Here is a 367-nt window from a genome sequence, read left to right as displayed (position 1 = left end):
GCATCGGAACGATCACCGTGGGCCCGGTGACCAGGGTCAGGGTGCCGAACAGCAGGGCCATTTCCCAGCTGAAGTCGAGCAGGTAGTGGGCGGCCAGGGCGATCACGCCCCAGGTCGAGAGCGCGCCGATGGTCACCATTCGGTGCACCACGGTGCCGATTTCCTTCCATTCGCTGAAATGCAGGGTCAGGCTGCCCTCGAAGAGGATCAGCGCCACTGCCAGGGATACCAGTGGGAACAGCAGGGGGCCGAACATCACGTCCGGATCGAGCCAGCCGAGTAGCGGGCCGGCGACGATCCCGGACAGCAGCAGGAAAAGAATGGCTGGCAGGCGCAGGCGCCAGGCCAGCCATTGACTGAGCAGGGC

1 protein-coding gene is annotated in these 367 nt (G+C 65.4%); it reads right to left on the bottom strand.

Features of this window, described 5'->3' with window-relative positions; translation table 11 throughout:
* On the bottom strand, positions 1-367 hold a 367-nt coding region (locus ACLJNW_RS23595), incomplete at both ends, for a cation:proton antiporter (RefSeq protein ID WP_410961138.1).

Source organism: Salmonella sp. SAL4457 (assembly GCF_046548235.1).
Lineage (GTDB): Bacteria > Pseudomonadota > Gammaproteobacteria > Enterobacterales > Enterobacteriaceae > Salmonella > Salmonella enterica.
This window is presented reverse-complemented; position numbering and strand designations above follow the sequence as displayed.